This is a genomic window from Actinacidiphila sp. bgisy167 (assembly GCF_057707665.1).
In genome coordinates this window covers 1-9,019 of the sequence record NZ_JBYIQP010000136.1, presented here as the reverse complement: position 1 = coordinate 9,019, position 9,019 = coordinate 1, and the positions used below count along the sequence as shown (strand labels likewise).

Sequence of the window (9,019 nt, the reverse complement as noted above, 5' to 3'; positions counted from 1 at the left end):
CTGCGGTCGTCGCGCGTCTTCTGCGGCGTCCTCGGGGGCGGCTGTTGGGAGCGGGGCGTCAGGATGAGGCGAGCGGTCTCGGTGAGTCGTCGGGGCGGCACGCGCTTCAGGACACGGGGACCTCGTCGGCCTCCGCTGGCACGACGTCCGCAGTGCATTCGACGCTCGGGTACGAGGGCGCGTCCGCTGGGGCTTCGACCTCACTTCCCCCCACCACGGAGCAGGTCATGCGTGCGGCGTTCCGCGGGTGGACGGTGAGTGCACTCGAGCGGATGCTGGCTGAGCAGGTTCACGGGGCCAGCTCGCTCGTTACCGGACTCCAGCACTCGATGTACGCCGTCAACCACCACGGCAGCGTGCTCTGGGTGGACGCCCACACTGGTACGCGCCTGCAACGACCTGATGTCTCTCTCTTCGTGGCCTCGATCGACCTTGATCCCGACGGCCGGCTCCTTGCTCCGACCCAGGACGTCCTGGCCATGGGCTGGGGGGGCGAGCGTTTTCAGTCACTGCTTCCCAACTCGGAGCTCCTGCGAGCGCTTGAGGCGGGGAGTTCCGGTCCCGCCGAACGATCCGACCAGCGTCAGGTGGATCACGACACCAGGACCCGGCGCGTCGCCAGGTACGACGACCTGGGTCTGGACCCCCGTGTGCCGCACGTGCAGGAGGCGGTTCCGGACGAGTCCATGTCGTCGGCAAACAGTGAGGCCGGCCGGTCGGACGCACGGCTCGACGATGCCGAGGAGGAGCCGTCCCTCATAGGCGGGGCCTTCGTCCCCTTGGAGCTCGACCCCGAGAACGGCAACGTCATCATCCCCAACGATCTGGGCCCGGTCATCCATGAGGCCGGCAGCTTGACAGGCACTCAGGGGAGGGTTTCTGACGTGTCCTCGACGTCGTCGGCCTCCAGTGAGGCCGGCCGGTCGGACGCACGGCTCGACGACGCCGAGGAGGAGCCGTCCCTCATCGAGGAGACTGCCGTCCACCGTGAGGCTGACGCGGGGTCCGGGGCTGTCATCGTCCACGACCACCTGGTTCCGGGCGCCCGTGTGACGTCCGACAGTTCGTCGGGCGAGATGGTTACGGAAGTGTCCTTGACGCCGCCGGGCGTTCGCGAGGCCGGCCGGTCGGATGCGCCGCTTGACGTCGCTGAGGCGACGTCTCTCATCGAGGAAACCTTCGCCCCGGCCGAGGCGGTGTCGGCAGAGGAGCCTCCGGCCGACGTGATTCCGGAGGGTCTCAAGCCCACCGAGGCAACCGATGTGCAGCAGCCTCCGAAGCCCGAGGTGGTACCTCCGTGGTACGTCGGTCACGACAACGCGGGCATGCTCGGCGAGTTCGCCGTGAAGGACGTCACGGTCAGTGCGATCACGGCCGCCAACGAGGCGTGGGCCGAGGAGGTCGTCGCGGCCCTGCCGTCCACCGTGAGCGACGCCGCCCGCGCCGCGCTTCTGGAACTGATCGCGGTCGACGATCCCCTGGACTGGTACGACCTGCTCGTCGAGGGCAGGACGGTGGAGGCGGGTGGCCGGGTGCTCTGGCTGCGCCCGGTCCTCGTCGACGTGAAGCCGGCGAAGCCGAGCGTGGCGAATGCCGAGAACATGTACGGCGTCCAGTGGAGTTCGACGAGCGCTGCTGAGAAGAACTCCCACATGGCGTCACGAGCTGCTGAGACGGCGCTGTTCTCCGCCTTGATGCTTTCGTCGGCCGCCGCCTCCGCTTTCGTGATCGGAGCTCCGCGTATCGCCGTCGAAGCCGGGGTGGAACGTAGTTCCGCCTCGCGCCGGAATGTCATCAGCGGTCGGAAGCTCTATGTCACGGACAGAGCCAGTTTCATGTCCCATGTGAAGCTCCGTGTCTTCGTGGACGGTGTGGAAGCGGCAGTGGGCGACAGGCCCACACCTGTGGGACTTGAGGTCGAGTTCCCGTCGATCTTCACCGATCAGGGGAAACGGGACCTGGCCCCCCAGGCCGAGCCGATCCAGGACGCCAACCGGACGGGGACGACTTCGGCGAGCGGGGATCTGGTCTTCGCCAAGCCCAGGATGTCGGGGGAGGTGCTCAACGCGGTCGATGTGACACCGGCCGTGGCCGCACTGCACCGGGATCTCCGCGGTGCCGGGCTCGACGCTTCCTCGGTGATCGCCATCTCGCGCCAGGTTCAGGAGCAGATACTCAACGAAAGGGCCGTCCGCAACCGCCATGCGTGGCTGCTGGGTGGTGGAGACGTCACCAATCCCATCGAGGTCGGGACCTTCGCGCGGGCGGAACTGAACGGATTCCGCGGGTATCTCCGGGCCCATGTCACCCTCGGTGCCGTGCAACTCGTCGATGTCCGGGCGGGTGCCAAGACACGCGCCGACCTCGGCGCCGGCGCGGCTCAGGGATATGGCCGGGGCGGTGAGAGCTCGGCAGCGATCACGTTCGCCGCCAATGTGACCGGTGTTGTCGACCCCTTGCTGCACAACGGCCTCGTGAAGGGCGTGGCGCCGTTCGTCGGCCTTACCCTCGGCAGCAGTCGGCGCTGGAACTCCACCCTGACCGACAGCGGCCTCAACCACACCGTGCTGGTGGCGAGGGGGGCGATGGCGCGCTACAAGGTCACGCTGGCGTTCTCCCTCACCTGGACGTCCGGTACCCATCCTTCGCTCAAACCGACGACCGTCGAGGTCCCCGCGGAGCTGGGCGTACCCTGGCGCGACGGCAAGGCCGCCGCGGAGTTCGAACGTCGGGTGCTGGGCCAGATCGCGTCCCCGGTCGTGCGGCAGGGGAGCGGGCACGACCTCGCCGTCCAGGTGGCCGCCCAGCCGAATGTCAGGGCACTTCTCCAGGTATCCGGTGTGAAGCCGACCGTCAGCGTGGTTCGACCGGAGCGGCTGCAGACCTGGCAGCCGAAGCCGGTCCCGGGCGAGCCGCTGCACCTCGTCCTCGGTGGTCTCGGCTTCGGTGCTGCCATCGGCCTGCCGGGCTCGCATCTGGTCGAGGACTACTTCCGGGCCACGCTGAGAAGCCTGGCCGGCAAGCGGGCGAACGTGGACTGGGCGACGGTCGAGCGGCAGTTGGGAGTCGAGTTCGCACGGCCGGTGCTCGAGGGCGATCTCGACAGCGTGCTCGCCGGCAAGACCCTCGACATCCGTGTCGGCAAGCAGACGTACAAGCTGGCCGTCAAGGGCACGCTCCTCACCCGTCGTGACTCCTTCACGGCGGAGGACCTGACGGTCAATGCCCGCGCCGCCATGACCAGCGGGCTGAACAGCAGTTCCGACGACCGCTGGGCAGTCGCCGTGGGTGCCGGGGCCGCCGCTCGGATCAGTCCCGCGCAATGGTTCCGGCTCCAGTTGGGCGCCGTACGGTTGCAGGCCAAGTTCTCGGGCGGCAGGGAGCAGATCCTGGGCGGTTCGGTGACCGCATACCGACGGAGGGAGAACCTCGGCGATGAACACCCGCCGCTGGTGTCCATCCGGGACATCGTCTACGAACTCACCGTGCGCAGTGCTGACGGCCGGGTGAACGAACGGGTATGGCTGGACAGGCCCGGCGACCTGGTCGCCGAGATCGTCACACCGCGTGCCTTCATCCCCGCCCAGCCCGTCACCCAGGGCGACCTCGCTCTCGTGGGCAAGCCCGCGTTCCTGCGCACATGGCCGGCGCGGGAAGAACCGCAGATCGACTTCAGCAGCGGCTCGACGGGCCTGTACCCGGCCTTCACCGCCATGCCCGCGCTGACGCATCTGGTCGCCCGTGTCTACTTCGACCTGCACGGTCTGAACTGGACAAACGACTGGACGCGGTGGCCGCAGGAGATCGTCGACGCGACACGGCCCGCGAGACTTGAGCAGTACTTCGGCCTGCTCACCGACGGACGGGGTCGTGGCCTGCGTCTGCCCGATCACGACGGCTGGGAGACGACCCTCAACCTCCAGATGCGGGCGTACGCGCCGCGCGCCCTGCCGTTGAGTGGGGCCAAGACGGAGATCGAGCACTACCTCAAGCACTACTCCCACCACGGGACCGCGACGCTCGGATCCACGTCGGTGGGCTTCCAGGCGGCCACCTCCGCCATGTTCCGCCTGGGTTCCGACGAGGGCGGCATCGTGCTGGTGGACGGCCACGACTCGGCCTCCCATGGTTCCTCCCACTCCAGCATGCCCGGTGGCCGTATCGTGGCGCTCGCTCACATGGACATGGGCGTGGACAAGGGTTCCACCCGCGAACACAGCGGAGGCGCGATCGAGATCTCCCGCGGCACGTACGAAGAGAAGCAGGTCGCCGGCTACCGGTCGGATCCGGTGTTCCGTGTCAGCGTCACCCGTCGCCGAGGCAGTCGGCAGGAGACTGCGACTCGCTTCATCAGAGTCAACGGGACGATGGACCTTCTCGTCCCGGACCGTCGTGTCGAGGATCTGGGGCTGCCCGGGAAGGCGACGGCCCTCGCTACGGACAGCAGCGTCCAGGATGTCCAGCCGCCCGTGGAGAACACTTCTCCCCTCCGGCCGCAGCGGACCTACCTCGGCGACCGGCTGTGGACGACGTCCGTCTGGCCGGAGGTGCTGAAGGCCGACGGTGTCGTCCCGCAGATCATCCAGCGGCTCCGCGGGCGGAATATCCTCCCGAGCGAGGAGCGGAAGGAGAGCATCGAGCACGCGCGGCTCCGCGAGACGGTGGAGGCCGTCTTCCGGTCGGAGGCGCTGAAGAGCGGTCATCAGGCTCTGGTCGGCTCGGGGTTCGGCGGCTGGTTCCCGATCACGGAACGCATGGGCGCCACCCGCTACGTGTGGATCAATGTGTTGGTGGAGAGCGTGCATCCCGCACACGCGCACCGCGACCGAGACGAGATCACACTCACCCTCCGCAGCGCGGGGGTCACCGAGGACAAGGAGGCGTCGAAGCGGGGCGTCTCGGCCTCGACCGGGTTCACCGTGTCAGCGCGTGCGGGAGCGCACCAGGCGGCCACCGATCACCAGGCTCACGGTGGACTCGACTACACCAGGGGGTACGTCAGGCACGCCGGAAGCTCGGACGTGTCTGTCGACAAGAGCACTCAGATCTACCGCGCCAACCCCAAGGACACCTCCGCGGAGTTCGAACACCAGGTCCGCTTCCGTATCCAGCTCGGCATGACCATGAAGATGCCGCAGATCCTGGAACCCTTCACCCGCTACGGTTACGTCCTCTACAACACCGTCGCGAACGCCATGGCGACCGCGCGAAAGGTGGACACCCGGCCTCAGGAGCCCACGCCGTGGACGTGGTTCGACGACGGCTCGGGAGAGGGGCGCGAGATCACCGGGCATGCACGGTTCCTGATCCCGCAGCACCTCACGGTGCCGGCGCCGGCAGTGGGTCCGATGCCCACGCCGTTCGCGCGGACGTACGGCGAGAACCCCCGCTGGCTCCGCCTCGCGGACACCGCGCTGCCCGCCGAGCCGGACACGGCGCTGGTGGACCAGATCCATCCCTGGGACGTTCCCGCGGCGGGCGCTCTGCAGCGGTGGGTGAGGACGGCGGCCCGGCAGTCCGGTGCCGACGCGGACCTCGCGCAGTCCCGCACCGGCCTGGCCCGTCCCGACTTCACCAGCCTGTCGGGACTGGCCCACCATGTGCAGACCAGTCAGGACATGGTGCGCGCGAACATCAAGGACCTGCTCCAGCACCGGTACATCGTCGACGTCGGCGGGACGAAGGTCAGGGTGGGCCTGGAGATCGTTCAGGCGGTGGAGTTCGAGCCCACCCCGAAAATGAAGGGGCGCAACTACCGGCAGGACAACCACGACGCCGAGCACGGTGTCGAGCGGAGCCGCGGTGTCATCCGAGGTGGCGGCCTGGACGGCGGCGGGGGCGGGTGGGACAGCGTGGAGCTGGCACGCGCCCTGATGGACTCGAGCGACTCGGACAGCTCGCGGATCGAGGGCGGCGCTTCCGAGACGTTCGAGGCGAACCGGGAGGCGACCAGAAAGTACCGGTACTACCGAATCGACGTGCGCATGATCGCCCGGCCCGTCAAGGACCCCGCCTACGCGCTGAGCGTGGACGTGCCGGGTGGCCTGTTCGCCTCGCTGCCCGCCACCCCCACCCCGACCGCGCTGGCTCCCTTCCTCGCACCCGCAGAGAAGCCCGGCGAGCTCACCGAACCCCCGGGCAAGCTCGACACCGTGCCGGGCGGTAAGCAGGAAGAGCCTCTGGAGGAGCCCGAGCCGGCCTCCCGTCATGACGTGCCACCGGCCGAGGAGGTGCTCGTCCCCGAGAACTCCGACTCCGCGAAGCCGGGCGGCTCCCAGGAGCAGCCTGGTGGCCACCCGCAGCACGAGCATCTCGCGGTGCAGCCGGACGCCTCGCGCAGCGGTGAGCGCGAGGCGGTACGGGACGCTGACGACGCCGGCCGACACAGGCAGCTTCCGTCGAACCCGGTTGTGCCCTTTGTCGAGGAGAGGGTGGCCGTACCGGTGGCCAAGCCGAGGATGAGACTGCCGTTGGAGGTGATCCGCCACCCGATGCGGTTCATAGCCGAGGAGATCACGGGCCTGGACGCCGCGCGGGTCGCGAGCATTCAGGCCATGGAGGACGAGGCGGCCAGGGAGACCGCCCTCGGCCTCGCCGTGAAGCAGGCCGCCGAGGCGGTCAGAACGGCGATCGCGGCGGTGCCGAATCGGGGCATGGTCAACACGGACGTCCTGCTGGTTGTGCCCATCAGCGCTGATCTGGGCGTCTGGCTCACGATCAGCCAGCGCCTCGCCAACGCGATCGACCACCGTGTCAAGGCCTTCATCGGAAGCGAGGCGACAACACCCGTGGAGATCTGCCCGCAGTGACGGGGGCGTCCGTCGGGACGCGGACGGGGTGGTTCCGCCCTGTCCGCCGTCCGGCGGCTCGTCGGCACCCGCGTCCTCGGCGGGGCTGACCGACGAGTCATAGGTACGTGGCCCGGCCGGCCGGAATCCGTTCCGGAGGGCCGGGCCGGATGACGGCCGGCGCGCCGTGCCCGTCCGGGCGGCATCGCGATCGGCGCACCGTACGTCACGGTGGCCGGCGTCACCGAATGCCCCGAAAAGTTCGAGATCACCGGCCGCATTCCCTTGGCGACCGCATTCACCTTCCGGAGTCGGAAGATTACGCGGTTTCGTCCGGAGAAATGCCGGCCAGGTGGCCATGTAAACTCTGGATGGTGACTACGTCAGACCTCTCCGGCGTCGGCTCGCCATCCCCCGGTTCATCTCACGTACATATCCAGGTTCCGTTGGCGCACGCGCAACGGGACGAGTTGCTGAGGCAGCGGTGGCGCGACCTGCATAAGAGCGGCTTCTGGCATGTGCACACTTTGCGCATTCCTAAGCAGTACGTGGCAGGCCACTACCGGTGCTGGTTCAATACCTCGGCGGTCGGGGACGTCTCGATCAGCGAACAGTACGGGGACGCCGTGGAAGGAATGTCCGGCGGAACGGGCATGAAGGGGGTCGAGCAGCGGCGCCTGTTGGTCAACATCATGCGCAGTGGCGGGACGAGCCTCACCGCCTCGGGTCGCACCGTTCATGTCCCGCCGGGCACGCTGAGCATACGGAACGCGGAGCTGCCGTGGGAGTTCTCGTCTCTGCCCGGCACCCGGGGGCAGGCACTGGTGCTGCCCTACGAGATACTCGCTGCGGCGGGATTCGGCGAGTTGCCGACGCTGGCGCTTGTTTCGCAGCACGCCCCGGAGGCGCGACTGCTGTTGGGCCAGCTGCAACTGCTCCGCGACATCTGGGGCGAACTGAGCCCGGGAGGTGCCCTCGCTGTTCAGGAGTCCTTGGTACAGCTGCTGGTCGGCACGCTCATGGCCCACGGGGTTTCCGCCGACTCGGCCTTCCGTCCCTCGCTTCGTGTAGCGGCCCGCAACGTCGCGGATTCCCGACTCATGGACCCGGACCTGTCGCCCGCGGAAGTAGCGAGGACGCTTTCTGTCTCCGTGCGCACCCTGCACCGGGCGTTCGCCGGTTCCGATGAATCGCTGATGGCCTATGTGCGGCGGCGCCGTCTGGAGCGGGCCCGTCAGGAACTCGTCGCTTTCGGCGGAAAGTACACCCTGTCCGCCATGGCAGCCCGGTGGCAGTTCGCCGACGCGAGTCACTTCAGCCGGGCCTTCAAGCGTCAGTTCGGTGAGTCACCGAGCTCGCTCGTCTACTGATCCTTGCCGGGCCCCACCCCAGCGGCACGCTCTGGAGCTGCCGGAACTCCAGGCCCCGGTGCGGGGATCCGGAGCACACCGATGGGGCACAGGTGGTGCGGTCGGGGTGAGGAGGACCTGGCCTCACGGGAGCACTGTCGAAGGGCGGGGCGGTTGTCCTTGGCGGAGACAGGGACCAGGCCGGGTCAGACCAATGGTGCGGGGTGTCCTTGCGCGCCCACGGAGGGCGCGACCGTAGATCTCGCGGCCAGGTTCGGGTTGCGGGCGGCGTGCCGGGACGCGGTTCCCAGGTCGCGCCAGATCCTCTGCAGCGGGTGCGCGGAGGCGAAGGCACCGGCTCCGATGACGGACAGCAGCAGCTCCACCGCCTCCCGGCAGCGGGTGGCGGTGACTTCGGCGTCCATGCGCACCCGTGTCCCCTGCGGCTCGGTCAGAACCCGCCCCTCCCGGAGGGAGCGGTCCATGTCGCTGGCCGCGCGGTGGGCGCGCAGCACAGCCGTGTCCAGGAGGGAAGCGGCATCGGCCAGAGCCATCTGCGCGCCGGGGGAGTCCGCGAAGCGCTCGTAGAAGGTCAGTGCATACGCTTGCGCCCGGAAGCCGCCAAGGTGGCGTCCAAGGCGGCGCGGGTCATGCCGATCACCGGGGCCGACCAGCGGCAGCGCGCTCAGGGAGGACAGCGGTGTCCGCAGGAACTGCTCGTCCGGGTGCCGGTCCGCATAGGCGCCGGCGCATCCGCTCCGCGTCGGCCGCCCGGCGCTCCAGGTCGGGCACCGGACAGGCTGCCGCGGCGACCAGCTCGCGTCGCTGTTCGAGCTCGATGTCATGATCCGACTGCACGTCGCTCATCCCGACGATTCCGCT

At 68.8% G+C, this 9,019-nt stretch carries 3 protein-coding genes; 2 read left to right on the top strand and 1 reads right to left on the bottom strand.

Going from position 1 to position 9,019, the window contains the following annotated elements:
- Positions 1–272 precede the first annotated feature (272 nt).
- Together AC3ET4_RS29615 and AC3ET4_RS29610 are read left to right on the top strand one after the other, a co-directional pair.
- Positions 273–6,809: a hypothetical protein gene (locus AC3ET4_RS29615; protein ID WP_431954854.1), complete on the top strand. Its 6,537-nt coding sequence runs from the start codon at positions 273–275 to the stop codon at positions 6,807–6,809.
- 425 nt (positions 6,810–7,234) lie between these two features.
- Complete coding sequence (locus AC3ET4_RS29610; protein WP_431954853.1) at positions 7,235–8,158, top strand: helix-turn-helix domain-containing protein; 924 nt, start codon at positions 7,235–7,237, stop codon at positions 8,156–8,158.
- A 185-nt stretch (positions 8,159–8,343) separates the two neighbouring features.
- Here the strand turns inward: AC3ET4_RS29610 and AC3ET4_RS29605 are convergent, their stop codons facing one another.
- Entirely contained in the window at positions 8,344–8,982 is a 639-nt protein-coding gene (locus AC3ET4_RS29605) for an acyl-CoA dehydrogenase family protein (protein ID WP_431954851.1), read from the bottom strand.
- Between the last annotated feature and the right edge of the window lie 37 nt (positions 8,983–9,019).